The sequence below is a fragment of the Streptomyces sp. NPDC001530 genome, assembly GCF_042894545.1.
Classification (GTDB): Bacteria; Actinomycetota; Actinomycetes; order Streptomycetales; family Streptomycetaceae; genus Streptomyces.
Map to the genome: position 1 here is coordinate 153,460 of NZ_JBIAVS010000010.1, position 26,115 is coordinate 179,574.

A 26,115-nucleotide genomic window follows, 5' to 3' on the forward strand; every position below is an offset into this window, starting at 1 on the left:
CAACCGGCGGGACGGACTCAACCGGCGGCACAACACCCTCAACCGGCGGGACGGACTCAACCGGCGGCACAACACCCTCAACCGGCGGGACGGACTCTCCACCCGTGTCCACTACTCCGCCCGACACGCCGACGAGCGACGCGGCCACCCCCTCGGAGTCCGTCTCGACCGGCCCGACCTCCACCGAGCCGACGGCCGGCGACCCACCGGGGTCGAGCGAATCCTCCTCGGTCGATCCCGGCGCCGGCGACTCCGCGCCCGATGCCCCCTCCTCCGCGACCGACGCGACCGACTCCGGTGGGCTCACCGGAGGCACGTCCTGATCCGCGTACGAACCAGCGCAGAACCCGGGGAGCAACCGGATGGCACCAGGATCACCGCAGTCGGGAGTGGGCCGGATCATCGCCGGCCGGTATCTGCTCCTGGACCAGGTCGGCTCGGGTGGGATGGGTCATGTCTGGCTCGCCCACGATCAGCGGCTCGACTGCGATGTCGCGCTCAAGGAGATCAGGTTCCGCACCATGCCGGAGGGCGGTGAGGACCACGAGTCCCGCATCGCGCGCGCCCGTGCCGAGGCGCGGCACGCGGCGGTGCTGCGGGGCCACCCGCATGTGGTGACCGTGCACGACGTCCTGGAGCACGAGGGCCTGCCGTGGATCGTGATGGAGTACGTGGCGGGCGCGGCGGATCTGCGCGCCTGGCTCGCCCGGCGCGGTCCGCTGGCCCCCGCCGAGTGCGCCCGCATCGGCCTCGCGGTGCTGGACGCGCTGACCGCCGGGCACGAGCGCGGCATCATGCACCGGGACGTCAAACCCGCCAACATCCTGCTCGCCCCGGACCGCACGGGCACGCCGGGCGCCCGGATCCTGCTCACCGACTACGGCATCTCCGTCCAGCCGGACTCCCCCGAGACCCGCTGGACTCGGACGTCCATCCTGGTGGGCACGGCCGGCTATCTGGCGCCGGAGCGAGCCACGGGCGGGCCGCCGACCGCGGCGGCCGACCTGTTCTCGCTGGGCTGCACCCTGTACTTCGGTGTGGAGGGCCATGGGCCGTTCGACCGCGACACCGATCTCGCGGCCATCACCGCCGTGGTCCTGGAGGAGCCACCGCCGCCACGGCGGGCCGGGGCGCTGTGGCCGGTCGTCGAAGCGCTGCTGGTCAAGGATCCCGCTCAGCGGATCACCGCGGAGGACGCGGCGGCGGCGCTGGCGCGGATCATCACGCCCGAGCCGCATCCGCCGACCCGTGTCGACACGGGCTCGCAGCCGCCCTGGGCGGGGCTCGTCACCTCCGACGGAGCGGGTTCCGGCAACCTGGTGGGAGACCAGGGCCTTGCCGCGCCGGCCGCGTACACACCCACGGCAACGGGTTCCGGCATCCCGGCCCAGGACCAGGGCTTCGCCGCGCCGGCCGCGTACACACCCACCGCCCAAGCACCGGGCCCGTACGCACCCACCGCCCAGGGGCAGGGCCCATACGCACCCACCGCCCACGCATCGAGCGCCTACACCCCGCAGCCGCGGCAGGAATTCGGCCGGTCGGCGCCGAGCACGCCGCAGCCCGGCCAGGGTTTCGGCCCGCCCTGGTACGCGGGGCCCGCCACCCCGGTCCCCGGTACCGGTCCCGGCCGGCGGCGGCGCAAGCGCCCGCGTGCCCTGCAGGCGGTGGCCGCGGTGCTCCTCGCGCTGGGGCTGACGGCCGGCGGGGTCTGGTACGCGATGGCGCACAGGGCCGAGCTGCCGTACGGCGCCGAAGTGGGGCTCTCCGAACCGCTCCGTCAGGGCGACTGCGTCCTGGGCGATCCGCCCCTGTGGACCGCTGCCCAAGTCCCGCGTCTGCAACTGGATCCCACGTGCAAGGACGGCCGCCCCGACGCGCAGGTGATGAACGTCTACAAGGCTCCCTCGTACGAGGCCGCCCGCCGCGACGGTGCGCACCAGTGTCAGGAGCGGACCAAGGACACCGCGGACAAACTCGCGTTCAACGTGAAGAGCATGGCCGTCGTGCCCACCCGTGAGGGCTTCGACGCGACCGGCGGCACCGTCGCGTGTCTGCTGGCCGGTAAGTGGGGGCCGGTGTACGGCCCGCTCGGGAACCTCCGCCCGTACGGGATGACCTTCGAGGACGCGACCCAGATGCAGCGGGACGACTGCCTCGGTCACGTGGGCGGTGACGCACGCGTCAGCACGCACTTCGAGCTGGTCGCCTGTGACAAGGCGCATGTGGGACAGATCGTCCAGATCACCCAAGTCAAGCCCTACGTGCCCGGCAAGGACGCCGAGGCCCAGGCGAACGACCAGTGCGCGGTCGACGCCCCACCGGAGCGCTACAAAGTCAGCCCCCACACCTACTGGAGTCATGGCCTGCGCAGCAAAGGTCTGTGGGCCAAGGGGCACTACCTGGTGGTCTGCAGTCTGGAACAGGGGCAACGCCCGCCGGAGAGCAACGAGTAGAACGCCCGGCCCTGGCGAACCTCCTCCCTCCGGGTGAAAATAGGCCCAAGGCCACGGCCCGCGTCGCGGACCCGCCTAAAGGAGGGTGCTGCGATGCCCGGTTCGACGAAGACGATGGGCGTGATCACCATGGGTGGGCTCGTCGTGGTGACGGCCTACACGGTGGCGCTCGGCAGCAACGGCTGGCTGTGGTTCGGCTGGGTCGTCCTCGGCCTGATCACACTCGGCATGGTGGCGTCGCGCAGTACCTGACGCCCGATCCGTGGGCGCCCCTCACTCCCTGGGCAGCCGTCCCGCCGAGTGCACGCCCGGCTGGTACTTGGGCAGCCGGGCGGTGATCTTCATGCCCGCCCCCAGGGCGGTCTCGATGACGAGGCCGTAGTCGTCCCCGTACACCTGACGCAGTCGTTCGTCGACATTGGAGAGTCCGATGCCGCCGGAGGGGCTGACCTCCCCGGCCAGGATGCGGCGCAGCCGGTCGGGGTCCATTCCGGCGCCGTTGTCCTCGATGACGACCAGTGCCTCGGCGCCCGCGTCCTGCGCGGTGATGCTGATGTGGCTCTTGTCGGTCTTGCCCTCCAGGCCGTGTTTGACGGCGTTCTCCACCAGGGGCTGGAGACAGAGGAAGGGCAGCGCGACCGGCAGCACCTCGGGCGCGATCTGCAGGGTGACCGACAGGCGCTCCCCGAAGCGGGCCCTGACCAGGGCCAAGTAGTGGTCGATGGCGTGCAGTTCGTCAGCGAGCGTGGTGAAGTCGCCGTGCCGGCGGAACGAGTAGCGGGTGAAGTCGGCGAATTCCAGGAGCAGTTCACGGGCGCGCTCGGGATCGGTGCGGACGAACGAGGCGATCACCGCGAGCGAGTTGAAGATGAAGTGCGGTGATATCTGGGCGCGAAGTGCCTTGATCTCGGCCTCGATCAGACGCGTACGGGACTGGTCGAGGTCGGCGAGTTCCAGCTGGACCGAGACCCAGCGGGCGACCTCGCCCGCGGCCCGTACGAGGACGGCGGACTCGCGGGGCGCGCAGGCGACGAGCGCCCCGTGCACCCGTTCGTCGACGGTGAGCGGGGCGACGACGGCCCAGCGCAGCGGGCAGTCCGGTACGTCGCACGTCAGCCGGAAGGCCTCGCCGCGGCCGGTCTCCAACGGGCCGCCGAGCCGTTCCATGATCTCCGTGCGATGGTGTGCGCCGACACCGTCCCAGGCGAGGACCGTCTCCTGGTCCGTGAGGCACAGCGCGTCCGTGCCGAGCAGCGTGCGCAGCCGGCGTGCGGACCGGCCGGCCGTCTCCTCCGTGAGGCCCGCGCGCAGCGGGGGTGCGGCGAGCGAGGCGGTGTGCAGCGTCTGGAAGGTGGCGTGCTCGACGGGGGTGCCGAGGCCGCCGAGGCTCTCGGGCCGCGCGGTGCGCCGGCCGAGCCAGAAACCGGCCGCGAGCAGCGGCAGCACGGCAACACAGAGCCCGGCAAGGAATCCACTCATACCGCCACCTCCCTCGAGACACCACACACGCCTCGCCCCTCGCCAATCCCCCGCGCCCGCCGCCCCCCGCCGGTCCCCCTCACGCCTCGGCCCCCGCCGGTCCCCGTCCCGCCCAGCCCCTCGTCCCTCCCCCTCACGCCTCGACCTCCCTCGCGTTCATCGCGGCGCGTGACTGGTCGCCGGCCAGTTCCTCTGGGAGATGGAAGCGTGCCAGGATGGCCGCCGTCCCGGTCGGTACCCGGCCCGGTGTGGCCAGCGACACCAGCGTCATCGTCACGAATCCGAGGGGCACCGACCACAGGGCGGGCCAGGCGAGGAGCGCGTGCAGGGAGCCCGTGCCGGGGTAGCCGGCCATGGTCGCGCCGACCGCGACCAGTGCGGAGCCGCCCCCGACGAGCATCCCGGCGGCCGCGCCCGGCGGGGTCAGCCGGCGCCACCAGATGCCGAGCACCAGCAAGGGGCAGAAGGAGGACGCGGACACGGCGAACGCGAGCCCCACCGCGTCGGCGACCGGCAACCCGCCCACCAGCACGCTCGCCGCGAGCGGCACCGCCATCGCGAGCACCGTGCCGAGCCGGAAGTGCCGTACCCCGCGGGAGGGCAGGACGTCCTGCGTGAGCACGCCCGCCACCGCCATGGTCAGCCCGGACGCTGTCGACAGGAACGCGGCGAAGGCCCCGCCCGCCACCAGCGCGCCCAGGAGATCCGCGCCGAGCCCGCCGATCATCCGGTCGGGCAGCAGCAGTACGGCGGCGTCCGCGTCCCCGGTGAGGCTGAGCTCAGGGGCGTACAGCCGGCCCAACGCCCCGTAGACGGGCGGGAGGAGATAGAACGCGCCGATCAGTCCGAGCACGGCGACCGTGGTGCGGCGGGCGGCGACGCCGTGCGGGCTGGTGTAGAAGCGGACGACCACGTGCGGCAGTCCCATCGTGCCGAGGAAGGTGGCGAGGATCAGTCCGTACGTGGCGTACAGCGGGCGTTCCTCGCGCCCGGCCGCGAGCGACGTCGACATGCCGCCGTTGCTGCCACGGTCGGCCACCGGGACCGGATCGCCCTTGGTGAAGGTCAGCCGGGTGCCGCGCTCGATGTGGTGGACGCCGGTGGGGAGTCGGACGCGCTCGTCGTCGTAGCGGCGGCCGTCGACGGTGCCGGTGGTCGTGACGCCCAGCGGCCGGGAGAGTTTCAGGTCGAGGGTGTCGTCGACGCGCACGACGCGCTGTTCGCGAAAGGTCGCCGGTTCGTCGAAGGCGTCGCGGGGTGCCCCGTGGGCCTGCCAGGCGAGGACCAGGAAGAGCACGGGGACCAGCAGGGCGGTGAGCTTGAGCCAGTACTGGAAGGCCTGGACGAAGGTGATGCTGCGCATGCCGCCCGCAGCGACGGTGGCGACCACGACGACGGCGACGAGCACCCCGCCGAACCAGTCGGGCGCGTCGGTCAGCACCGTCAACGTCAGCCCCGCGCCCTGCAGCTGGGGCAGCAGATACAGCCAGCCGACCCCGACGACGAAGGCACCGGCGAGGCGCCGCACGGCGTGTGAGCCGAGCCGCGCCTCCGCGAAGTCGGGCAGAGTGTAGGCGCCGGAGCGGCGCAGCGGGGCCGCGACGAAGAGGAGCAGGACGAGGTAGCCCGCCGTGTACCCGACGGGGTACCAGAGCATGTCGGGGCCCTGGACCAGCACGAGGCCCGCGATGCCGAGGAAGGAGGCGGCGGAGAGGTACTCGCCGCTGATCGCGGCCGCGTTGAGCCGGGGCCCCACGGTGCGCGAGGCGACGTAGAAGTCGGAGGTGGTCCGGGAGATGCGCAGGCCGAAGGCGCCGACCAGGACGGTCGCGACGACGACGAGGGCGACCGCCGGGACGGCGTAGTTCTCGTTCATCGAGCGAAGCCCCTCTCACCTTCACAGCGGTCGAAGCCCCTCACACCCTCACAGCGGTCGAAGCCTGTCGCACCTGCACACCGGTCGAAGCCCCTCGCGCCTTCGCACTGTTCCAAATCCGTCGCGCAGTACCTCACGCCGTGCCCCTCATCGGTCCTCGACCAGCCGCACGAAGTCCTTCTCGTTGCGCTCCGCCCGGCGTACGTACCAGCGGGCGAGCAGCACCAGCGGCGGGTACACGCAGAATCCGAGCACCGCCCACTCCAGGCTCGTGCCGTCCGGCATCGCGGCGAAGACGAGGGGCAGCGGGCCGACGAGCAGCACCAGGACGGCGAACACCACGAGCGCTGCCCGTAGTTGACTGCGCATCAGGGACCGCACATAGGTGTGGCCGAGCGTGGTCTGTTCGTCGATCTCGGTCCTGGGCCGGTAGTAGCCGGAGGTCCGGCGGGTGCGCCGGGGCACTCCGGTGACGACCACCCGGCGTTCGGCAGGGTCCTGTGGCACGCCGACCTCCTCAGCTCGTGGTCCGGCGCAGCAGCAGGTCGCGCAGCTCGCGCGCGTGCCGGCGGCTGACCTGGAGTTCGACGGTGGCGACGAGGACGCTCACCGTGCCCGCGTCCAGGCGCAGCTCGCCGATGTGGCGCAGCGCGACCAGGTGGCGGCGGTGGATGCGGACGAAGCCGCGGGAGCGCCAGCGTTCTTCGAGGGTGGACAGCGGGATGCGTACGAGGTGACTGCCCTGGGCGGTGTGCAGGCGGGCGTAGTCGCCTTGGGCCTCGACGTGGGTGATGTCCTCGACGGCCACGAAGCGGGTCACCCCGCCGAGTTCGACGGATATATGGTCCGGGTCCGGCTCGTGCACGGGGATGAGCGGTGCGGTGTCCCGGAGTTGGACGGCCCGCCGGACGGCCTCGGCGAGCCGCTCCCTGCGGACGGGCTTGAGGACGTAGTCGACGGCCTTGAGGTCGAAGGCCTGCACGGCGAAGCCCTCGTGGGCGGTGACGAAGACGACCAGCGGCGGCTTGGCGAACCCGGTGAGCAGCCGGGCCAGGTCGAGCCCGTCCAGCCCCGGCATGTGGATGTCGAGAAAGACGACGTCGATCGCCTCGGGCCCGTCGGGTCCGGACTCCAGGGCCCGGTTGATCCGGCGCAGCGCCTCGGTCGCGTCGCTCGCGCCCTCGGCGCTGCTGACCCGGGGATCGGCGTTCAGCAGATAGAGGAGTTCCTCGAGGGACGGTTGTTCGTCGTCGACGGCGAGCGCGCGCAGCATGAGAGTGGAGTGTAAGAGCGATTCGTACGCCTGGACATGTGCGGGGCGTGGACGTTGCCGCTGGATGCGACAGGGATGCTGCGCCGGACGGAGCGTGGGCGGCGCGCTGGATACAGTGCCGCCATGAACAGCAAGCCCGCGATGTTCGACGACCTCGACCGCAAGATCATCACGGCCCTGATGGCCAATGCCAGGACGAGTTTCGCGGAGATCGGCGCGACGATCGGGTTGTCGGCCACCGCGGTCAAACGCCGCGTCGACCGGCTGCGCGAGACCGGCGTGATCACCGGGTTCACGGCCACGGTGAAGCCCGCGGCGCTCGGCTGGCGTACGGAGGCGTACGTGGAGGTGTACTGCGAGGGTGCGGCGCCGCCCCGGCGGCTCGCGGAAGTGGTCCGCAACCATCCGGAGATCACGGCGGCCATGACCGTGACCGGCGGCGCGGACGCGCTGCTGCACGTACGGGCGACCGACGTGGAGCACTTCGAGGAGGTGCTGGAGCGGATCCGCGTCGAGCCGTTCATCCGGAAGACGATCAGCTACATGGTGCTGTCCCACCTGCTGCCCGAGGCACCGGAAGCCGGCGCCACCCACGCCGCCCCGGACGACGCAGGAAACGTGCGCTGACCCAGTCCGGCACGCAGCAATACTGCGTATACGCGCAGCTCTCGTCGCTTGTCGCCCGTATCCCCCGTTTCCTACCGTGGAGGCACCCCCAGTCGACACCGCAGGAAGCGGAGGTATCTCTCTGTGCCCGACAGCCGTGTGCCGCGCCCCCGGCGCTTCCTCGTCTGCGAACCCAGACACTTCGCCGTGCAGTACGCGATCAATCCCTGGATGCATCCCGACACCCCCGTGGACATCGATCTGGCCCGCGGCCAGTGGCAGGCGCTGATCCGCGCCTACCGCGACCACGGTCACACCGTCGACTCCGTCGAGCCCGTCGCCGGCCTCCCCGACATGGTGTTCGCGGCGAACTCCGCGCTCGTCCTGGCGGGCCGTGTCTTCGGCTCGCTCTTCCACGCTCCGCAGCGCCGTCCCGAGTCCACCGCGTACGAGACGTGGTTCAAAGCGGCCGGTTTCGACGTCTACCGCCCCGAGTCGGTGTGCGAGGGCGAGGGCGACCTGGTCCCGACGGGCCGCTACGTCCTGGCGGGCACCGGATTCCGTACGACTCCCGAGGCCCATCGCGAGGTGCAGGAGTTCTTCGGCGTCCCGGTGATCAGCCTCCAACTGGTGGACCCGCGGTTCTACCACCTGGACACGGCACTCTTCGTCCTGGACGACGGGCACGAAGCAAACATCGCGTACTACCCGGACGCGTTCTCGCCGGGCAGCCGCGAAGTGCTCGCGCGGCTGTTCCCGGACGCGGTGATCGCCACCCGCGAGGACGCCATGGCCTTCGGCCTCAACTCCGTCTCCGACGGCCGCCACGTCTTCATCGCACCGCGCGCCGAAGCCCTCGCCGACCAGCTCGTACGCCACGGCTACGTCCCCGTCCCCGTCGACCTCTCGGAGTTCCACAAGGCCGGCGGCGGCATCAAGTGCTGCACTCAGGAGATCCGTTCATGACGGCACCCACCCGTATTCCTGCCCGTACGCGCACCTCCGCCGACCTCATCCGTGCCGAGGAGCCCGTCCTCGCGCACAACTACCACCCACTGCCCGTGGTCGTCGCCCGCGCCGAGGGCACCTGGGTCGAGGATGTCGAGGGCCGCCGCTATCTGGACATGCTCGCGGGTTACTCGGCGCTCAACTTCGGCCACCGCAACCCGGTGCTGATCGAGGCGGCACACCACCAGCTCGACCGGCTGACGCTCACCTCGCGCGCCTTCCACAACGACCAGCTGGCCCAATTCGCCGAATCCCTGGCCGAGTTGACCGGACAGGACATGGTCCTTCCCATGAACACGGGCGCGGAGGCCGTGGAGAGCGCCATCAAGGTGGCCCGCAAATGGGCGTACGAGGTGAAGGGCGTCGCCCCGGATCAGGCGACCATCGTCGTGGCCGCCGACAACTTCCACGGCCGTACGACCACCATCGTCAGCTTCTCCACGGACGAGACGGCCCGCACCGGCTTCGGCCCCTTCACCCCCGGCTTCCGCGTCGTCCCGTACAACGACCTCGCCGCGCTCGAAGCGGCGGTCGACGAGACGACCGCGGCCGTGCTGATCGAGCCCATCCAGGGCGAGGCCGGCGTGATGATCCCGGACGACGGCTACCTCACCGGCGTACGCGAACTGACCCGCCGCACGGGCTGTCTGTTCATCGCGGACGAGATCCAGTCGGGCCTCGGCCGCACGGGCACCACGCTCGCCGTCGATCACGAGGACGTCGTCCCGGACCTGCTGCTGCTCGGCAAGGCGCTCGGCGGCGGCATCGTGCCGGTCTCGGCCGTGGTCGGCCGCCGAGACGTGCTCGGGGTGTTGCGGCCCGGCGAGCACGGCTCGACCTTCGGCGGCAATCCGCTCGCCGCAGCGGTCGGTTCGGCCGTCGTCGGGCTGCTGGAGACCGGTGAATACCAGCGCAGGGCAGCCGAGTTGGGCGTGGTCCTGCGAGGCGGCCTGTCCGCACTCGTGGGCAACGGCGTCGAGGGCTTCCGCTCGCGCGGACTGTGGGCGGGCGTCGACATCGACCCCGCCATCGGCACGGGCCGCGAGATCAGCGAGGGCCTGATGCGCGAAGGGATCCTGGTCAAGGACACCCACGGCTCGACGATCCGGCTGGCCCCACCGCTGACCATCACAGGCGAGGAACTCCGGTCGGCACTAGGGGCGTTGGAGAAGGTCCTGACGCAAGGGGTCTGACACCGGTCGGGAAGCCGCAGTAACCAGAGCGCCGTGGTGATGTCCTTGCGTACGGGCGTCACCACGGCCGGGGCGGAGCAATCCTGGCGGCCGAGATACCGAGGCCGGCGCGGCAGCCTGACTACGCAACGTGACGCTCCGGCGGGCGACGCCTCCGGCTTCCCTTTACGTTGGGCGGGCAAACGACCTCACCCCAGAGGAGGAGCCATGGCCGGCAAAGGCGGCATGGACAAGGCGAAGGGCAAGGCCAAGGAGATGACCGGGAAGGTCACGGGCGACCGCGAGACCGAGATCGAGGGCAAGCTCGAACAGGCACGCGGCGAAGCCAAGAAGGTCAGCGGCAAGACCCAGGAGCGCATCAAGGAAGCTGGGCGCTCCGCCAAGCGCGACCGCACCTGAGCACGGGTGGTGAGGGGGTCCCCGCAGTCGCGGGAACCCCCTCACCCAGCAGGATGGCCGGCACGTGCTCGCCCTGTGTGCCAGGACGCGGACTGAACGCGTGTTTCACCTCTGCTGACCACCCTGCGTCCGCAATCGCTCCAGATGGCCGTGCCGGTTGCCGTGCCGCGCGGACGGGCGCACGGTGAAGAGGGACGTGTCGGTTCTGGACGCGCCGCGTTCCCCGACGTCTTCGAGAGGACGGCGATTGTGATGGCCAAGGGCCATGCGAAGGTGCACCGGATCAGGGGCAAGATGAAGGAGACCCTCGGCAAGGCCCTGGGTGACAAATCCATGCAACGGTCCGGCCGTGGAGAACAGCTGCGCGCGAGGGCGCACGAGATGACCGAAAAGGCGGCCCACCAGCTCCGCAAGCGGACCGGGCACTGACCCTGGGCGTACGACCCGCCCGGCTCGCCCCGGTGACTGGCGCCATCTGTGTCATTGCGGCGGGCGCAGATGATCGCGGAGCAGTTCCAGGGCCGCGATCACGGCAGTCTGCCGGATCGCTCCTCCGACGTCGGCATCATCGGTGTGCGGCTCGTCGACGACCGTGCCCCACGGTCCGCAGACGGCGACGAACAGCGTTCCGATCTCCTGGCCGTCCTGAGGCTCCGGACCGGCGACTCCCGTCGTGGCCAGGCCGTACGAGGCGTCCATGAGCTGCCGTACCCCCTGCGCCATCTGGGCGGCGACATCACGGTGGACGGCGCCGTGCGAGGCCAGCAACCCAGGCTCCACGCCCAGCACCGACGCCTTGATCTCGGTGGCGTGCGATCACCCCGCCAAGGAAGGTCTTCGATGCCCCGGGCGCGTCCGCCAGTGTGGCGCCGAGCAGGCCCGCTGTGAGCGACTCGGCCACCGCCACGGTGTGCCCGGCCGCTGCCAGGGCGGTGTGCAACTGGCGCGCGAGCAGCTCCGCCTGGGTCAGGCCGCGGTTACCCTCCGCAGGGCCGAAGGGGGAAGGGTTGCTGTGCACTCTCACAGCGTGAAGGCCGTACGGACATATCGCCTGCTGGAACTGGCCTCTGGGGTTTTCCTCTGTCGCCCGGTCTGTGGCCCGATTGCCCCCAACACCGCAAGACCTCACCAGCAGTGCAGGAGCGGGCCCCATGACTCTTCAGCACCCCGCCGACCGCGGCGGAGACAAACGCGGAAGGTTCGAACAGCTTGCGGAGTCCACTTCGAAGCTGACCAGCTCACCTGCGTTCTTCGCGTTCTGCCTCGGGCTGGTTGCGCTGACCGTCGCCGTAGAGCTCGCCGGACTGAAATTGAAGTGGGTCCTCTTCGCGGGCGATGCCATGACAGCGGTGACACTGCTGCTTCTTGCCTTGCTGAAGAACTCGGAACTACGGGCCGAGAGAGCGATCCAGCGCAAGCTCGACGCCCTCGCCGCCGCCCTGCTCGAAGCGCAGACAGGTGAGCCTGGGAAGGCACACGAGGACCTCAAGTCCGTGATCCGAATGGAGGACGAGATCTGAGCGTCCGGGTCGCTCTCGTCCCGGCCCGGAGCACCGCGTCCGGCTCCCCCATCTGACGGGTCTCGTGTACGGAATCGAGAGTCGGGAGCCGCCCGGCGGCGGTCCTGGTCGCGGAGCGGTGGCGGTCGGGTCGCCGCCGGTGGGCTCGGCGCCCGCCGCGAGCTGGTGAAGCCGCGAGGTGAGCATTTCCACGACGGGCGTGCGCTGCCCGTGCTGACGCTCGTGTTCCAGCAGATCCCTCAGCGCGGACTCGTCGAGTGCTCGAATGCGGTGTTCCGACTCGCCCAGGGGCAGCCCGTCGAAGTCGGGGATGGGCAGGTCGGTGTCCCGGCCGGTGATATCCGTCTGTTTGCCGTCCGAGCTCCCCGGTAGCCGACGGTCATTGCCGACGGGGGCTCGAATCGCCCGGGCCCCGACCCGCCAGGGTGGTCCCCCGACGGCAGACGGTAGGGCGTGGCGTGGGCGACTTGCGTGGTGACGCCGGTACCGTCGCCACCGACGATCACGATCCGTACTCGGCCGGTGGCGTCATGTGCGGAACGGGGCCGTCGCGTGAGTCGAGGGCGTATCCGCGTCGCGGGGGCCCGGATTCCCGCCCGGCGGCGGGGGGCGCTCGCGAGAGGCTTTCCCCCGCCCTGCCCGTACCCGTTCCGTACACCGTCGGCCCGGGGCAGGCAGTCCGCGGAGGAGGACGATGACCGAGCTGTCAGAACGCGGCGCCGACACCCCGCAGGCCGCCTCCCGGCCCTCGCTGGGTCAGGTGCTGCTGCGCTGGACGACGACGACCGATCACAAGGTGATCGGCAGCCTGTACATGGTCACGGCCTTCTGCTTCTTCCTTCTCGCGGGCCTGCTCGCGCTCGCCATGCGGGCCGAACTCACCCGCCCCGGACTGCAGTTCATGAACGAGTACACCTACAACCAGCTCTTCACCATCCACGGCACCATCATGATGCTGCTCTTCGCGACGCCCATGTTCGCCGGTTTCGCGAACGCCGTGATGCCCTTGCAGATCGGCGCGCCGGATGTGGCCTTTCCCCGGCTCAACGCCCTGTCGTACTGGATGTATCTCTTCGGCGGCCTGATGGTGGTCGCGGGTTTCGTGGTGCCCGGCGGCGCCGCCGCGTTCGGCTGGTTCGCCTACGCGCCGCTGAACAGCGCGTACCACTCCCCCGGTGCGGGGGGCGATCTCTGGGTGATGGGACTGGTGGTGACAGGCGTCTCGACGACACTCGGCGCCGTCAATTTCATCACGACGATCCTGTGCCTGCGCGCCCCTGGAATGACCATGTTCCGGATGCCGATGTTCACCTGGAACGTGCTGTTCACGTCGATTCTGGTGCTACCGGCCTTCCCCGTACTCACCGCGGACCTGCTGGTCCTCGAGGCGGACCGGAAGTTCGGGGCGCATGTCTTCGACGCCGCCAACGGCGGCGCCATTCTGTGGCAGCACCTGTTCTGGTTCTTCGGGCATCCGGAGGTCTACATCGTCGCCCTGCCGTTCTTCGGGATTGTCTCGGAGATCATTCCGGTGTTCTCACGCAAGCCGTTGTTCGGATATCTGCCGATGATCGGCGCGACGATCTCGATCACCATGCTGTCCGCCGTCGTGTGGGCCCACCACATGTTCGCCACGGGCGCGGTGCTCCTCCCCTTCTTCTCCGTGCTGTCGTTCCTGATCGCCGTACCCACCGGGATCAAGTTCTTCGCCTGGATCGGGACGATGTACAGGGGGTCCCTGTCGTTCGAGACACCGATGCTGTGGGCGATGGGGTTTTTGGTGTCGTTCCTGCTGGGCGGGCTGAGCGGGGTGCTCATCGCCTCCCCGCCGCTCGACTTCCACCTCACCGACTCGTATTTCATCGTGGCGCATCTGCACTATGTGCTGTTCGGCACCGTGGTTTTCGCGATGTTCGGTGGTTTCTACTTCTGGTGGCCCAAGTTCACCGGAAAAATGCTCGACGAGCGTCTCGGAAAGCTGCATTTCTGGCTGCTGTTCCCGGCGTTTCAGCTCACTTTCCTGGTGCAGCACTGGCTCGGCGAGGAAGGGATGCCGCGCCGGTACGCCGACTACCTGCCGGCGGACGGCTTCACACTCCTCAACACCCTGTCGTCCATCGGAGCGTTCCTGCTCGGTGTCTCGACGCTGCCGTTCCTGTACAACGTGTGGCATACGGCCCGGCACGGACAACATGTCACCGCGGACGATCCCTGGGGTTACGGGCGCGGATTGGAATGGGCGACGTCCTGCCCGCCCCCGCGCCACAACTTCCAGGCGTTGCCGCGGGTGCGGTCCGAGGCCCCCGCCTTCGATCTGCACCACCCCCGCATCACCAGGCAGGCGAAGGAGGAGGGTCTGCTGTGAAGGTCGAAGCGCTGCTCTTCGGCGGCGTTGCGGGGTTCTTCGCGGGCACCGCCGCCCTCTATGCCGCCTGGTCCGGCGATCCGACCGGTACGGCTGCCCTGATCGTCGCCTTCGCGATGGCCGCCCTGGTGTCGTTCTTCTGCGCGATGAACTACCGGCGCAGGGGGCTGCGCCCCCAGGACCGTACCGCGGCCGAGGTGGCGGACGGCGCGGGGCCCTTGGAGTTCTTCCCCGCCAAGAGTTCGTGGCCCATCGTCACCGCACTGGGCTTCGCCGTCGCCGCCCTCGGAGTGGTCTACGGGCTGTGGCTCTTCCTCATTGGTTTCGGTGTGCTGGCGCGTGGTGTTCTGGGGATGACGTTCCAGTACGTGGACCGGGATAGTCGTCAGCAGGGGTGAGCGGCGGGCGGGGCGCTCCCGGCCGGAACTCCTCGACGGGCCGGTGGTCACTTTCGTAGCCCCCCTCCACGGTCTGCCGTACGTCGCCCGTCTCCTCGCCCTGCGCCAGGCGTTCCCGCTCCGCGCGCAGGAGGGCCTGGCACAGCCACCGGGTCAGCAGGAACGCGAGGACGGGCGCCACCACGAGGGAGATGCGCAGCACCCAGGTCAAGGTGTTGACGGAGATCCGGAACGTCAGGGCCACCACGTCATTGCCGCCGGCCAGCAGCAGCACACCGTAGAACGTGATGCCGGCGACGCCGAGGCCCGTCCGCACGGGCCGTTCGCGCGGCCGGTCGCACAGGTGCCGCTCCTCCCGCGCTTCGCCCGTCAGCCGCTGCTCGACGAACGGGTAGAGGTACAGAACGAGGAAGAGCAGCCCGGGCAGGACCACGGCCGGCAGCAGAACGTTCCACATGATGGTGTGGCCGGCGAGGTTCGTCTCCCACGGCGGCACGAGCCGCAGCGCGCCCTCCAGGAACCCCACGTACCAGTCGGGTTGCGCACCGGTCGACACCAGGTCCGGGCGGTAGGGCCCGTACGTCCACACCGGGTTGATCTGGGCGAGACCGCCGAGCAGCGCCATGACACCGAAGACGGTGAAGAACAGACCGCTCGAGGATGCCATGAACTGGGGGAAGAGGGGCTTGCCGCGGACGTTCGCGTTCGATCGGCCCGGTCCGCGCCACTGGGTGTGCTTCAGATAGAAGACCAGAATCAGATGCACGGTGACCAGGGCGATCAGCGCACCGGGCAGCAGCAGGATGTGCATGCTGTACAGGCGGGTGACGATGTCCTCGCCCGGGAACTCGGATCCGAACGCGAACATGCTCACGTAGGTGCCCACGACGGGGATCGACATCATGATGCCCTGCGCGATACGAAGTCCTGTCCCGGAGAGCAGGTCGTCGGGGAGCGAGTAGCCGGCGAATCCCTCCGCGAGTGCCAGGACGAACAGGGTGAGGCCGATGACCCAGTTCATCTCGCGGGGCCTTCGGAAGGCCCCCGTGAAGAAGATCCGCAGCAGATGCAGACCGATCGCGCCGACGAAGACCAGTGCCGCCCAGTGGTGCATCTGCCGCATGAGCAGCCCGCCACGCACGTCGAAGCTGATGTGCAGGGTGGAGTCGAACGCCTCCGACATGAGCACGCCGCGCAGCGGCAGATACCGCCCGGTGTACGTCACCTCGCGCATCTCCGGCTTGAACCAGAGCGTCAGCCACACCCCGGTCAGCACCAGGACGATCAGGCTGTAGAGCGCCAACTCGCCCAGGAGGAACGACCAGTGGTCGGGGAAGGCCTTGCGGAGCAGTTTTCCGCCACCGTCCGTGGTCGGCAGTCTGGCATCGACCGCGTCGGCGAAGCGTTCGCCCCTCGGACTCACGGAAGGCTCCCTCTGCACGGACTCACCCATGCCTTCCGGTCCTCTCTTGCCGTCAGTCGGCCGGGCGGGCACCCCAACCCCGCTCATCGCTCGCCTTCGCGGGTCCCCTCCCACCATCACCTGCGGCCGTGGCACGCGACATTGCTGCGCGTCCGAACGGGCTGGTACTTGAGGCGGGGCCGGGTACGAGATCGTTTCCGTCTCCCGTGACCCGGTCCGCCCAGGTGTCATGCTCAGGCCAAAGCCTTCCGCACGACGTCACGCGTGCGGTCGATGACGGCCGACCTCTCCTCGGCGGTCTCGTGCACCGCGAGGAGACGGACGAGGTCCTGCAAGCGCCTCCGTTCGTCGCCCTTGGTGGCCGCCACCTCGTCGAGCAGATCAGCACCCGCAGCACACGGCGTTACGCGCGGCTTTACGGGCACCGGCGCCTGGGTACCCGAGCGCCATGGAACGCTTGGATCACCTGGAGCATCTGGACAAGAACCTGGTCGACGAGCTGGCGCAGGTGGCCCGCGAGACCGTGCGCGACGAACTGCGCGAGCAGACCCGTAAGCAGCGCCGCACGGCGACGCTGTACGCAGCGTCCGGTGCCGTCGCCCTGTACGCGGGCGCCGCGCTGGCGCTCGCCCTTGGCTTGGCGCTCGCGCTGAGCCTGCCCAACTGGGCCGCCGCACTGATCACCGCCGCGGTGCTCGGTGCAGTGGCCTACGCCCTGCGCGGTGCGGCTCGTCCGTCCGCGTCTCGGCACACGCACGAGCCTGCGGCGGGTGCCGTCGGCGGCGCCACTCCAGAGGGCATGGGAGGAACGTATCCGCCGGTGCCGCCGGTCGCGCCTGGCGCACCCGGGGTGCCGGGCATGGGCCCGGCGCGTCCGGACGACCCCGAAGCCCCACATCACCGTGCGTAGTGAGCCATTTCGTCGTGACCGGAGCCGGCGGCGGCGTGGGCCAGGCCACGGCCTTCGCCAGGCGGGCGGCCCTGCTCGCCCGGGGCGGGGAGGGCCGCGCCGCTCGCCCGCGGCGGACGATGACGGTGCGTCGATGACCCGGAGGTTTGTCCGCCCGCCCCGGGGAGACCCGGCCGACACCCCCCGCGCTACCACCTGGGGAAGGACAGGCCATGGCGGTGCTTGCTGTGATCATGCCACTGCTGATGCTCGGCGTTGTGCTGGCACTGGGGCGGTACGAGGAGTTGTTGCTCCCGCCTGTCGAGGAGATCGACCGGCCCGAAGAGCCCGTACTGGGCCACTCAACGGGCGCGTAGCTGGACTGACTGTATGCACCGCCGTACCCAGGTGAGGGTATGCACTTCGGTTCCGGAGGTATTGCCGCGCCACCGAGGCACTGAGCGGCGCACCCCTTGGGGTGCGCCGCGATGACGGATTACTCGTCCCGGGCGTCTTGAGCCGCCTCGGTGTCCCTGATCACCCCGCCGGACCTCCGGCGGGGTGATCCCGTCCCTACACCCAGGTGCTTTGCGAACGGGTACCCAGCCCTGTCGGCCCGAGTGTGGTTCTTCCCCGTCAGGTGTCGTCCGAGAACGCCGCTGCCGCCCGGCCCGCGCATCGGGAAACGACCTCACCAGTAGTGACGACGGCCACCCACAGCGTGTCCGACCCCGCCGAGAATCCAGAGGACGAGTCCAATGACCAACAGGACGATTCCTATCGTCCATAGGATGCCGATTCCCGTGAGGAATCCAATAACAAGCAGGATGATCCCCAGAATGATCATAGCGGCCTCCAGGGCACTCAGCCCCCTGAAAACCATGTACCCCTCCGGGGGGCTGTAACGCAGCCACGAGCCACGATCAGAGCACCCGGGATTCCTCGGAGCTTCATCGGACCTCGGAAACGCGCGAGCGCATCACGAGAACGACGGGGATTCAAGAGCCACATGTTTGCCAGTCATCAATGGTGATTGCGCCAGGCTGCGCCATCAGCTTGATGTGCGTCGGCCAGGAGCAGCAGCCTGGTCCGGCGGTCACCACCGCCCGCACGAGAACGACCCCTATCACCGCCCTGGCGGACCGTCAGAAAAGTCGGCAAAGGACGGCATCAGTCCGATCGGACACGGTTCCAGCCGACCACACCTGCACATACACTGACACCCACCGCACACCCGTTGACCTGCTAGAACGTGGCGGTCGAGCCGATCCGCCAGAGTGAGGAGCGACCCCCGTGTTCTACTACGTGCTCAAATACGTCCTTCTGGGTCCGCTCTTGAGGCTGGTCTTCCGCCCGCGGATCGAGGGCCTTGAGCACATTCCGTCGTCCGGCGCGGCCATCGTCGCCGGCAACCATCTGTCCTTCTCGGACCACTTCCTGATGCCCGCGATCCTCAAACGGCGGATCACCTTCCTCGCCAAGGCCGAGTACTTCACGGGGCCGGGTATCAGAGGCCGGCTGACGGCCGCATTCTTCCGCAGTGCGGGGCAGATTCCGGTGGACCGGTCCGGGAAGGAGGCGGGGCAGGCGGCAATCCGGGAGGGGCTCGGCGTACTGCGCAAGAACGAGCTGCTCGGCATCTACCCGGAGGGCACCCGCTCGCACGACGGCCGCTTGTACAAGGGCAAGGTCGGCGTCGCGGTGATGGCCCTCAAGGCCCAAGTCCCCGTCATTCCCTGCGCGATGATCGGCACCTTCGAGGCGCAGCCGCCCGGCAAGATCATCCCGAACATCCATCCCGTAGTGATCCGCTTCGGCAAGCCCCTCGACTTCTCGCGATACGCCGGGATGGAGAACGAGAAGGCGATCCTGCGCGCCATCACGGACGAGATCATGTACGCCATCCTCACCCTCTCCGAGCAGGAGTACGTCGACCGGTACGCGGCCGTCGTCAAGGCCGAAGAGGCCGAGCGCGCGGCCGACGCCCGTAAGTTCCCACGGATGCCGCTGAGTTGACCCAAGCGCCCCGACGTGATGGATCAAGCCGCCGCGAAATGAGCGTACGTCCTGTACATTTTTTACGTATGAGACATGCTGTAGTGATCGGAGCGACGGGACAGATCGGACGCGCGGCCGTGGACGTGCTGGCGCGGGACGGATGGGCGGTGACGGCCGCCTCGCTGGGCGGGGGGCGGGACGAGAGCTGGCCGGGGGACGTGCGCGCGGTGCGACTCGACCGTGCGGACGACACCGCGCTGGCCGCGGTGGTCGGGGACGGCTGCGACGTGGTGGTCGACATCGTCGCGTACGGGGCGGAACACGGGCGCCAGTTGACGAGTCTGGCCGATCGCGTCGGATCGGCCGTGGTGATCTCCAGTGTGTCGGTGTACGAGGACGACAAGGGGCGCGGCTTCGACACGCAGTCGGAGCCGGACGGTTTCCCGGAGTATCCGGTGCCCATCCCGGAGAGTCAGCGCACCGTGCGGCCCGGTGACGCCACGTACAGCACCGGTAAGGTGGCCCTCGAGCGCGAACTCCTCGCCGTGGGTGACCAGTTGCCGACGACGCTGCTGCGCGCGGGTGCCATCCACGGCCCGTACTGTCGTTCGCCCCGCGAGCTGTATGTCGTCAAGCGCAATCTCGACGGCCGCCGCAGGCGGATCCTCGCCTTCGGCGGCACGAGCCGCTTCCATCCGGCGAGTGTCCACAACATCGCCGAGCTGATCCGTCTGGCGGCCGCGCGGCCGGGCTCGCGCGTCCTCAATGCCTGCGACCCGGACGCGCCCACGGTGGCGGAGATCGCCGCGGCGATCGACGCGGTGATGGGGGTCGAGACGGAGGACGTCCTGGTGGACGGGGCTCCCCCGGCCCCCACGGTGGGCGACACACCGTGGTCGGTTCCGCTGCCGGTCATCTGCGACATGACGGCCGCCGAACGGGAGTTGGGCTACCGCCCGGTGGTCCGGTACGCCGAGACGCTCCCGGAGACGGTCGCCTGGATCGAGCGCCAACTCGCCGGGCAGGGCTGGCGCGAGGCGTATCCCAAGATGGCCGAGGCGTACGGCGAGCTGTTCGACTACGCGGCGGAGGACGCCTGGTTGGCGTCATGACGTCATGAACGAGGGGACGGCCGGAGCCTGGGCCACTCGTGACGATCGAGGGGCGGCCGGAGATCCGGCCGCCCCCCTCACGCGCAGCTGACTACGGCTTCGGCGTGGCGTGCGGCGTGCACGTCACATCGGCCGCGTCCGTCTTGCCGGTGAGCAGGTAGGTGTCCACCCGCTCATTGATGCACGGGTTGACCAGACCGGTCACACCGTGCGAGCCCGCGTCCTGTTCGGTGATCAGGCGGGAGCCCTTGAAGCGCTGGTGCAGTTCGACGGCGCCGGGGTACGGGGTGGCGGCGTCACGCGTGGACTGCACGATCAGAACGGCCGGCAGGCCCTTGCCGGTCTTCACATCCACCGGGGTCTGCTGCTTGACCGGCCACGTGGCGCACGGCAGGTTCATCCACGCGTTGGCCCAGGTCATGAACGGGTAGTCCTTGTGGAGCCGCGTGTTGTCCCGGTCCCACCTCTTCCAGCTCGTGGGCCACTTGGCGTCGGTGCACTCGACGGCCGTGTAGACGGCGTTGCCGTTCTCCGAGGCGATGTTGCCCGCGGTGTCGGACATGTCGGGGGAGGCGGCGTCGACGAGCGCCTGGGTGTCACCGGCGACGTACTTGCTGAACACCGTCGCGACCGGCACCCACGAGGAGTCGTAGTACGGGGCGCTCTGGAAGAAGGAGATCAGCTCGGCGGGGCCGACGACGCCACCGAGCGGGTTCGCCTTGGCGGTGGCCCGGAGCTTCAGCCACTGCTCCTGCACCTTGGCGCGGGTGTCGCCGAGGTGGAAGGCGGCGTCGTTCTTGGCGACCCAGTCCTCCCAGTCCTTCCAGCGGCCCTCGAAGGCGATGTCCTGCTCCAGGTTGGCCTGGTACCAGATGTTCTTCCGCGACGGGTTGACGACACTGTCCACGACCATGCGGCGGACGTGGCCCGGGAAGAGGGTGCCGTAGACGGCGCCGAGGTACGTGCCGTACGAGACACCCAGGTAGTTGAGCTTCTTCTCACCGAGGGCGGCCCGGATGACGTCGAGGTCGCGCGCGGTGTTGGGCGTGGTCATGTGCGGCAGCATGTCGCCGCTGCGCTCGGCGCAGCCGTCCGCGTACTCGGCGGCCAGCTTGCGCTGGGCGAGCTTGTCCGCCTCCGTGTCCGGGACGGGGTCGGCCTTGGGCGCCTTCACGAACTCCTGGGGGTCAATGCAGGAGATGGGCGCCGAGTGGCCGACACCGCGCGGGTCGAAGCCCACGAAGTCGTACGCCTTGGCGGTGTTGGCCCAGATCGCGTTCTTGGTGGTGACACGGCGCGGGAAGCGCATGCCCGAACCACCGGGGCCGCCCGGGTTGTAGACGAGCGCGCCCTGACGCTCCTCCTTGGTGCCCGTGTTCCCGATGCGGTCCACGGCCAGCTTGATCTGCTTGCCGTTCGGGTGGGCGTAGTCGAGCGGGACGGAGACCCAGCCGCACTGGATCGGCTTCTCGAAGCCCCAGTCGGCGGGACAGTCCTGCCAGTCGATCCCGGCCTTGGCGGCCCGTTCCGCGGCGATCGCCGCTCCGCGCTGCTCCCGGTCCTGACCGTGGCGCGAGTCGGCGGTGGCCGACGGAGCCGCCACGGCTCCGGCTATCAGGGTCGCCGTGACGAGCGCTCCGGCCGAACCGAGCGCTGTCACCCGTCTCGTCGGTCTCTTAGCCCTCAAGTGGGACCTCCCCGTACGTCGTTGTGATCGGTACGGGGATCCTTTCGGTTGCGAGGTACCTGAGAACAGATGCGACCGGCCTTCTTTACTATTCCGATAACCGGTGTACGCAGTTCCGTTGAGCGGAGATGTCTCTCCCTCAGCCGCTCACCTTCAGCCGAGCGTCCGCAGCGCCTCGTCCAACAGGCGCCGCAGCAGCAGCGCGTCGGGCGCGAGGGCGGTCACCAGCACGGCCGGCCCGGCGAGCGGCACGAGCGCCGCGTGCTCCCCCAGCAGTCGCGCCGCGGGCGCCTCTTTCCCGAACTCAGGCCGCACGACGACGAGTTGCCCCAACGCCCGATGTCCTGCGAGGACGGCGGGCCCGTCCCATCCGCCGGGCGCACCCGGCCCGCACGCCAACTCCTGGTCCAGCAGCGGCCGTCCGTCCAGCCGCACGGTAAGACGGCTGGTGAGCCGCCCTGGTTCCTCGCCGACCCGCCCGAGTACCTGCTCCTCCCGGAAGACGAGCCGAGCGCCTTCATCGAGTTCAATGCGCGAAGAGACGTGCAGTTCACTACCGCCCGCGGAGATCAACTGCTCGGGCAGCCAGCGCAGTTCGCCCCCGTCGGCGACGTGGAGCCGCACGTCGTAGCGTGCCTCCCCCTTGTTCTGCCCCGGCAGTGCGATGGTGGCGGCGGCCGACCCGACCCGCAGGCGCGCGCCCTCACCCACCTCCGCCTCGACGGTGAAGTGATCGCCGCCGAGCGGACCGCTCATCGCGCCGACCAGCATGACGCGCGCCTCGGAGCCACTGCCCCGGGTGCGGCGCAGCGCGAGCGGCCCGTCCCCCTCCAGAACGGGCAGCGAGGTCCCGCCCCGCCCGTCGTCCCGTGCCGAAATCCGCGCGGTGGCCCGCACTCCCGCTGTCGTCATGCCGTCCACGCGGCAAGCCGCTCCCGCACCCACTCGGCGACGGCCGCGACCCCGCCCTCGCTCCGGAGCGACTGGAAGACGACGGGCAGCTCGGCCCGCTGTGCCTTGGCATCAGCCGCCATCCGCCCCAGATCGGACCCGACGTACGGCGCCAGGTCGGTCTTGTTCACGACGAGCAGATCAGCCGTCGTGACACCGGGCCCGCCCTTGCGCGGAATGTCGTCCCCGCCCGCCACATCGATGACGAATATCTGCGCGTCGACCAGCCCCTTGGAGAACGTCGCGGTGAGGTTGTCGCCCCCGGACTCCACCAGAATCAGATCCAGCGGCCCGACCTCGTCCTCCAGATCCTCCACCGCTTCGAGGTTGGCGGAGATGTCGTCCCGGATGGCGGTGTGCGGGCAGGCCCCCGTCTCGACGGCGGTGATCCGTTCGGGCGGCAGCACGGCCTCGCGCAGCAGGAACTCGGCGTCCTCACGGGTGTAGATGTCGTTGGTGACGACAGCGAGGGACAGCTCGTCGCGCAGAGCACGGCAGAGGGCGGCGACGGTCGCGGTCTTGCCGGATCCGACAGGTCCGCCGAGCCCGATCCGGAGGGCACGCCGGCTGCCGTCGGGACGGTGGGCATCGGCGCTGACGGCGGCGGGTCCGTCGTGGGAGTGGTCAAGGTGCATCTTTGCGGCTCCAATTTTCGGCCCGGGGTAAGTACTCAGCCCGTCCGGCGTTTGAGGACGAGGCCGTCAAGGCCGATACGGGGGTCTGGGGGCGGAGCCCCCAGGGGACGGGAATGAGTAGGGGCGGCGGGGGCGAAAGACTTCCCTACGACGCGAACAGACGTACAGGCCAAGCTGCATGCGCCTCCGCACTGATCTCCAGCAGCGGAGCAGAAGCGGCAGGCAAGACATCGATCCCGCCGTCGACCACTCTGCGGGCGGCGTCGGCCGCAGAGTGGGCCACCAGATCCAGCTCCGGTGCGAGTCGCGCCAGAACCGCCGTCGCGTCGAACGGGTCAAGGCTCAGCAGCCGGACGGTGGCCGTCGCCGGCCCACTGACCGCCTCGTACGCGGAGCAGTACGCGGCATCGTCGGGCCCAAGCCCGGCAGCCCGGGCAGCCAGCCCGAGAACGACGGGCTGATGCGCCCCCTTGGGGAACTCCCGTGCCAGCGCGTCGAGTTCGGGCGACGGCCACGTCGCCCGAGCCGCCCGCATCAACTGCCGCCCGAGCCTGCGCGCGGCGACCCGCAGCGCCGGCGACGGCGTACGAGCGTCCGCCGCCGCGTCCAGCGCCACCGGATCGACCCCGAGCGCACCCGCCGCGGCCAGCGCGGCCGACACGAGCCCGGTCGTGTGCAACCGCCCCCGGCAGAAGGACTCCAGACTCGCCGCCCCGGTGATACGCCCGGCCTTGACGGCCGCCTCCGCCCCGCCGGAGTGGGCATGCCCCCCGGCGGGAAAGCGGCCGTCGGCCAGGACGAGTAGTGCCGCGCGGGACATCAGAAGAGGAAGTAGCGCTGGGCCATGGGCAGTTCGGCGGCAGGCGTCGCCTCGACGAGCTCCCCGTCGATGTGCACGGCGAAGCTGTCGGGGTCGATCTGCACGCGCGGCCGGGCGTCGTTCTCGCGCATGTCGGCCTTGGTCACCCCACGCGTCGACTCGATCGCCATGAACCGCTTCCCGAGCGAGAGCCGTTCCGGCAGCCCGTCCTCGATGGCGAGCGGGGCGACGAAGTTGAACGAGTTGGCGGCCGGGGCCCGCCCGATCGCTCCGTACATCGGCCGGGGCAGGATCGGCTGCGGCGTCGGAATCGACGCGTTGGCGTCGCCCATCTGCGCGTACGCGATCTGTCCGCCCTTGATGACGAGGTGCGGCTTGACGCCGAAGAACGCGGGCTCCCACAGCACGAGGTCGGCGAGCTTGCCCGACTCGACGGAGCCGACTTCGCGGGCGAGGCCCTGCGCGAGCGCGGGGTTGATCGTGTACTTGGCGACATAGCGACGTACGCGATGGTTGTCCGCGCGGCCGTCGCCCGGCAGGGCGCCCCGACGCCGCTTCATCACATGCGCCGTCTGCCAGGTCCGCATGATGACCTCGCCGACGCGGCCCATGGCCTGGGAGTCGGACGAGATGATCGAGATGGCGCCGAGGTCGTGCAGGATGTCCTCGGCCCCGATCGTGGAGGGCCGGATCCGGGACTCCGCGAAGGCCAGGTCCTCGGGAACGGCCGGGTTCAGGTGGTGGCACACCATCAGCATGTCGAGGTGTTCCTCGGCGGTGTTGACGGTGTAGGGCCGGGTCGGGTTGGTGGAGCTCGGCAGCACGTGCGGCTCGGAGACCACGGTCATGATGTCCGGCGCGTGCCCGCCGCCCGCGCCCTCGGTGTGGTACGCGTGAATGCCGCGTCCGGCGATGGCGGCGAGTGTGTCGCCGACGAACCCGGCCTCGTTCAGCGTGTCCGTGTGGACGGCGACCTGGATGCCCGTCCGGTCGGCGACGGTCAGCGCGGCGTCGATGGCGGCGGGCGTGGACCCCCAGTCCTCGTGGATCTTGAGACCGAGCGCGCCACCCCGGATCTGCGACAGCATCGCGTCATGCGAGACGGTGTTGCCCTTGCCGAGCAGCCCGAAGTTGAGGGGGTACTGCTCCATCGCCTCCAGCATCCGGGCCAGGTGCCAGGGCCCGGGAGTGACCGTCGTCGCCTTGGAGCCCTCCGCGGGCCCCGTACCGCCGCCCACCAACGTCGTGATCCCGGCGGCCAGCGCCTCGTCCGCGATCTGCGGACAGATCAGGTGCACATGCGCGTCGATGGCACCCGCGGTCAGAATCCGGCCGTTGCCCGCGATGATCTCGGTCTCCGGACCGATCACCAGATCCGGATGCACCCCGTCCATCGTGTCCGGGTTGCCCGCCTTGCCGATGCCGGTGATCCGGCCGTCGCGGATGCCGACGTCGGCCTTGACGATCCCCCAGTGATCGATGATCACCACACCCGTGATGACCGTGTCCGGAGTGCCGTCTGCGCGCGTAGCACGCGCCTGCCCCATGGACTCGCGGATGACCTTGCCACCGCCGAACACCGCCTCGTCGCCGGCAAGTCCGGGGCCGCCGGAGCGGTCCTCCTCGATCTCGACGAGCAGATCGGTGTCGGCGAGCCGAATGCGGTCGCCGGCGGTGGGGCCGAACAGATCGGCGTACGCGGCACGCGAGATCTCAGGCATCGAGGGCACCTCCGGTCTCACCGCGCAGTCCGGGCACCACACGGGCGCCGGCGAGCGGAACGAGTTCGACGTCGACGGGGATCCCGGGCTCGAAGCGCACGGCGGTGCCGGCGGCGACGTTGAGCCGCTTGCCGCGCGCGGCGGCGCGGTCGAAGTCCAGACCGGGGTTGGCCTCGGCGAAGTGGTAGTGGGAGCCGACCTGGACGGGCCGGTCGGCGGCGTTGAGGACGGTCAGCCGGGTGACCTCGCGGCCTTCGTTGAAGGCGACGGGTCCGTCGGCGAACAGGATCTCTCCGGGAATCATGG

At 69.9% G+C, this 26,115-nt stretch carries 29 protein-coding genes and 1 pseudogene; 14 read left to right on the forward strand and 16 right to left on the reverse strand.

What is annotated here, in order from left to right; translation table 11 throughout:
* Nucleotides 1-307: pseudogene (locus ACFY0T_RS21655) on the reverse strand (hypothetical protein); the annotation flags it as partial.
* Nucleotides 308-362: 55 nt separating this feature from the next.
* Between ACFY0T_RS21655 and ACFY0T_RS21660 the strand changes: the two are divergent.
* Nucleotides 363-2,456, forward strand: a complete 2,094-nt coding sequence (locus tag ACFY0T_RS21660; RefSeq protein WP_388872811.1) for a protein kinase — start codon at nucleotides 363-365, stop codon at nucleotides 2,454-2,456.
* A gap of 93 nt (nucleotides 2,457-2,549) precedes the next feature.
* Nucleotides 2,550-2,708: a hypothetical protein gene (locus ACFY0T_RS21665; protein ID WP_388872814.1), complete on the forward strand. Its 159-nt coding sequence runs from the start codon at nucleotides 2,550-2,552 to the stop codon at nucleotides 2,706-2,708.
* 21 nt (nucleotides 2,709-2,729) lie between these two features.
* Here the strand turns inward: ACFY0T_RS21665 and ACFY0T_RS21670 are convergent, their stop codons facing one another.
* The 4 genes from ACFY0T_RS21670 to ACFY0T_RS21685 all read right to left on the reverse strand — a co-directional run bounded on the left by ACFY0T_RS21670 (nucleotide 2,730) and on the right by ACFY0T_RS21685 (nucleotide 7,084).
* Nucleotides 2,730-3,935: a sensor histidine kinase gene (locus ACFY0T_RS21670; protein WP_388872817.1), complete on the reverse strand. Its 1,206-nt coding sequence runs from the start codon at nucleotides 3,933-3,935 to the stop codon at nucleotides 2,730-2,732.
* 133 nt (nucleotides 3,936-4,068) lie between these two features.
* Nucleotides 4,069-5,811, reverse strand: a complete 1,743-nt coding sequence (locus ACFY0T_RS21675; protein WP_388872820.1) for a cation acetate symporter — start codon at nucleotides 5,809-5,811, stop codon at nucleotides 4,069-4,071.
* Between the two features lie 147 nt (nucleotides 5,812-5,958).
* Complete coding sequence (locus ACFY0T_RS21680; RefSeq protein ID WP_388872823.1) at nucleotides 5,959-6,318, reverse strand: hypothetical protein; 360 nt, start codon at nucleotides 6,316-6,318, stop codon at nucleotides 5,959-5,961.
* 10 nt (nucleotides 6,319-6,328) lie between these two features.
* Nucleotides 6,329-7,084 (reverse strand): LytR/AlgR family response regulator transcription factor, encoded by a 756-nt coding sequence (locus tag ACFY0T_RS21685; RefSeq protein ID WP_388872826.1) that lies wholly within the window; start codon nucleotides 7,082-7,084, stop codon nucleotides 6,329-6,331.
* A gap of 123 nt (nucleotides 7,085-7,207) precedes the next feature.
* Between ACFY0T_RS21685 and ACFY0T_RS21690 the strand changes: the two genes are divergently transcribed.
* The 5 genes from ACFY0T_RS21690 (at nucleotide 7,208) to ACFY0T_RS21710 (ending at nucleotide 10,719) form a co-directional block, all read left to right on the forward strand.
* Nucleotides 7,208-7,711 carry an Lrp/AsnC family transcriptional regulator gene (locus ACFY0T_RS21690; RefSeq protein WP_388872828.1) on the forward strand — a complete coding sequence of 168 codons (504 nt, stop codon included), beginning with the start codon at nucleotides 7,208-7,210 and terminating at the stop codon, nucleotides 7,709-7,711.
* Nucleotides 7,712-7,834: 123 nt separating this feature from the next.
* The gene (gene ddaH, locus ACFY0T_RS21695; protein ID WP_388872831.1) at nucleotides 7,835-8,656 is read left to right on the forward strand and encodes a dimethylargininase; all 822 of its coding nucleotides are present in this window, start codon (nucleotides 7,835-7,837) and stop codon (nucleotides 8,654-8,656) included.
* The gene (gene rocD, locus ACFY0T_RS21700) at nucleotides 8,653-9,891 is read left to right on the forward strand and encodes an ornithine--oxo-acid transaminase (protein ID WP_388872834.1); all 1,239 of its coding nucleotides are present in this window, start codon (nucleotides 8,653-8,655) and stop codon (nucleotides 9,889-9,891) included. The genes ddaH and rocD overlap by 4 nt, the downstream gene beginning before the upstream one ends.
* A gap of 207 nt (nucleotides 9,892-10,098) precedes the next feature.
* Nucleotides 10,099-10,290: a CsbD family protein gene (locus tag ACFY0T_RS21705; RefSeq protein WP_388872837.1), complete on the forward strand. Its 192-nt coding sequence runs from the start codon at nucleotides 10,099-10,101 to the stop codon at nucleotides 10,288-10,290.
* A gap of 144 nt (nucleotides 10,291-10,434) precedes the next feature.
* Entirely contained in the window at nucleotides 10,435-10,719 is a 285-nt protein-coding gene (locus ACFY0T_RS21710) for a CsbD family protein (RefSeq protein WP_388872840.1), read from the forward strand.
* Nucleotides 10,720-10,770: 51 nt separating this feature from the next.
* Here the strand turns inward: ACFY0T_RS21710 and ACFY0T_RS21715 are convergent, their stop codons facing one another.
* The gene (locus ACFY0T_RS21715; RefSeq protein ID WP_388872842.1) at nucleotides 10,771-11,070 is read right to left on the reverse strand and encodes a CinA family protein; all 300 of its coding nucleotides are present in this window, start codon (nucleotides 11,068-11,070) and stop codon (nucleotides 10,771-10,773) included.
* On the reverse strand, nucleotides 11,027-11,443 hold the full coding sequence (locus tag ACFY0T_RS21720) for a CinA family protein (protein WP_388872845.1): 417 nt from the start codon (nucleotides 11,441-11,443) through the stop codon (nucleotides 11,027-11,029). The genes ACFY0T_RS21715 and ACFY0T_RS21720 overlap by 44 nt, the downstream gene beginning before the upstream one ends.
* Here ACFY0T_RS21720 and ACFY0T_RS21725 point away from each other — a divergent pair.
* The 3 genes from ACFY0T_RS21725 to ACFY0T_RS21735 all read left to right on the forward strand — a co-directional run bounded on the left by ACFY0T_RS21725 (nucleotide 11,442) and on the right by ACFY0T_RS21735 (nucleotide 14,573).
* Nucleotides 11,442-11,810: a low affinity iron permease family protein gene (locus ACFY0T_RS21725; protein WP_388872848.1), complete on the forward strand. Its 369-nt coding sequence runs from the start codon at nucleotides 11,442-11,444 to the stop codon at nucleotides 11,808-11,810. The genes ACFY0T_RS21720 and ACFY0T_RS21725 overlap by 2 nt on opposite strands.
* Before the next feature lie 694 nt (nucleotides 11,811-12,504).
* On the forward strand, nucleotides 12,505-14,175 hold the full coding sequence (gene ctaD / locus ACFY0T_RS21730) for a cytochrome c oxidase subunit I (protein ID WP_388872851.1): 1,671 nt from the start codon (nucleotides 12,505-12,507) through the stop codon (nucleotides 14,173-14,175).
* A complete protein-coding gene (locus ACFY0T_RS21735) occupies nucleotides 14,172-14,573 on the forward strand; it encodes a cytochrome c oxidase subunit 4 (protein ID WP_388872854.1) in 402 nt (133 codons plus the stop codon). Before ctaD ends, ACFY0T_RS21735 begins: the two co-directional genes overlap by 4 nt.
* On the opposite strand, the gene ACFY0T_RS21740 is transcribed toward ACFY0T_RS21735, so the two are convergent.
* Together ACFY0T_RS21740 and ACFY0T_RS21745 are read right to left on the reverse strand one after the other, a co-directional pair.
* Nucleotides 14,491-16,026 carry a cytochrome bc complex cytochrome b subunit gene (locus ACFY0T_RS21740; protein ID WP_388872857.1) on the reverse strand — a complete coding sequence of 512 codons (1,536 nt, stop codon included), beginning with the start codon at nucleotides 16,024-16,026 and terminating at the stop codon, nucleotides 14,491-14,493. The genes ACFY0T_RS21735 and ACFY0T_RS21740 overlap by 83 nt on opposite strands.
* Before the next feature lie 203 nt (nucleotides 16,027-16,229).
* The gene (locus tag ACFY0T_RS21745) at nucleotides 16,230-16,421 is read right to left on the reverse strand and encodes a hypothetical protein (RefSeq protein WP_388872859.1); all 192 of its coding nucleotides are present in this window, start codon (nucleotides 16,419-16,421) and stop codon (nucleotides 16,230-16,232) included.
* A 23-nt stretch (nucleotides 16,422-16,444) separates the two neighbouring features.
* Between ACFY0T_RS21745 and ACFY0T_RS21750 the strand changes: the two genes are divergently transcribed.
* Both ACFY0T_RS21750 and ACFY0T_RS21755 read left to right on the forward strand, forming a co-directional pair.
* A complete protein-coding gene (locus tag ACFY0T_RS21750; protein ID WP_388872862.1) occupies nucleotides 16,445-16,906 on the forward strand; it encodes a phage holin family protein in 462 nt (153 codons plus the stop codon).
* Between the two features lie 212 nt (nucleotides 16,907-17,118).
* Nucleotides 17,119-17,262 carry a hypothetical protein gene (locus ACFY0T_RS21755; RefSeq protein ID WP_388872864.1) on the forward strand — a complete coding sequence of 48 codons (144 nt, stop codon included), beginning with the start codon at nucleotides 17,119-17,121 and terminating at the stop codon, nucleotides 17,260-17,262.
* Nucleotides 17,263-17,576: 314 nt separating this feature from the next.
* Here the strand turns inward: ACFY0T_RS21755 and ACFY0T_RS21760 are convergent, their stop codons facing one another.
* Nucleotides 17,577-17,732, reverse strand: a complete 156-nt coding sequence (locus ACFY0T_RS21760) for a DUF6131 family protein (RefSeq protein WP_388872867.1) — start codon at nucleotides 17,730-17,732, stop codon at nucleotides 17,577-17,579.
* A gap of 446 nt (nucleotides 17,733-18,178) precedes the next feature.
* Between ACFY0T_RS21760 and ACFY0T_RS21765 the strand changes: the two genes are divergently transcribed.
* Nucleotides 18,179-18,901, forward strand: coding sequence for a lysophospholipid acyltransferase family protein (locus ACFY0T_RS21765; protein ID WP_388872870.1), 723 nt, complete (start codon nucleotides 18,179-18,181; stop codon nucleotides 18,899-18,901).
* 68 nt (nucleotides 18,902-18,969) lie between these two features.
* Nucleotides 18,970-19,995, forward strand: coding sequence for an NAD-dependent epimerase/dehydratase family protein (locus ACFY0T_RS21770; RefSeq protein WP_388872873.1), 1,026 nt, complete (start codon nucleotides 18,970-18,972; stop codon nucleotides 19,993-19,995).
* A gap of 91 nt (nucleotides 19,996-20,086) precedes the next feature.
* Here the strand turns inward: ACFY0T_RS21770 and ACFY0T_RS21775 are convergent, their stop codons facing one another.
* From ACFY0T_RS21775 to ACFY0T_RS21800, 6 genes are all read right to left on the reverse strand, one after another.
* The gene (locus tag ACFY0T_RS21775) at nucleotides 20,087-21,682 is read right to left on the reverse strand and encodes an alpha/beta hydrolase (protein ID WP_388872876.1); all 1,596 of its coding nucleotides are present in this window, start codon (nucleotides 21,680-21,682) and stop codon (nucleotides 20,087-20,089) included.
* A 153-nt stretch (nucleotides 21,683-21,835) separates the two neighbouring features.
* Entirely contained in the window at nucleotides 21,836-22,594 is a 759-nt protein-coding gene (locus ACFY0T_RS21780; RefSeq protein ID WP_388872879.1) for an urease accessory protein UreD, read from the reverse strand.
* Nucleotides 22,591-23,268, reverse strand: coding sequence for an urease accessory protein UreG (gene ureG / locus ACFY0T_RS21785; RefSeq protein WP_388872882.1), 678 nt, complete (start codon nucleotides 23,266-23,268; stop codon nucleotides 22,591-22,593). Before ureG ends, ACFY0T_RS21780 begins: the two co-directional genes overlap by 4 nt.
* Before the next feature lie 145 nt (nucleotides 23,269-23,413).
* Nucleotides 23,414-24,088, reverse strand: a complete 675-nt coding sequence (locus ACFY0T_RS21790) for an urease accessory protein UreF (RefSeq protein WP_388872885.1) — start codon at nucleotides 24,086-24,088, stop codon at nucleotides 23,414-23,416.
* Nucleotides 24,088-25,809 carry an urease subunit alpha gene (locus ACFY0T_RS21795; RefSeq protein WP_388872888.1) on the reverse strand — a complete coding sequence of 574 codons (1,722 nt, stop codon included), beginning with the start codon at nucleotides 25,807-25,809 and terminating at the stop codon, nucleotides 24,088-24,090. The genes ACFY0T_RS21790 and ACFY0T_RS21795 overlap by 1 nt, the downstream gene beginning before the upstream one ends.
* Nucleotides 25,802-26,113, reverse strand: coding sequence for an urease subunit beta (locus ACFY0T_RS21800; protein WP_266580711.1), 312 nt, complete (start codon nucleotides 26,111-26,113; stop codon nucleotides 25,802-25,804). The genes ACFY0T_RS21795 and ACFY0T_RS21800 overlap by 8 nt, the downstream gene beginning before the upstream one ends.
* Nucleotides 26,114-26,115: the final 2 nt, after the last annotated feature.